1 pseudogene is annotated in these 250 nt (G+C 36.4%); it reads right to left on the bottom strand.

What is annotated here, in order from left to right:
• Nucleotides 1-250, bottom strand: a pseudogene (locus SB717_RS38230) (dual-specificity RNA methyltransferase RlmN); the annotation flags it as partial.

Here is a 250-nt window from a genome sequence, read left to right as displayed (position 1 = left end):
AGTTTGGAGCATGCAATGAAATCGCAAAATTAATTTGTAGTTCTTCTTCAGCAAACTTATAAATTTTCGGGATAATTCCACTCGTCGAAACAGTCATATGTCTAGCACCAATATGAAGTCCTTTTTCATGGTTAGTGATGCGTAAGAATCCCATTAAATTATCGTAGTTATCAAATGGTTCTCCAATTCCCATAACAACAAGAGAACTTACACGTTCTTCTGTTTCATCAAGCGCACGCTGAACTTCTAC

The organism is Priestia sp. SIMBA_032 (assembly GCF_046535215.1).
Lineage (GTDB): Bacteria > Bacillota > Bacilli > Bacillales > Bacillaceae_H > Priestia > Priestia aryabhattai.
Note: the sequence above shows the minus strand (reverse complement) of the source record. Positions and strands in the feature narration are given on the sequence as shown.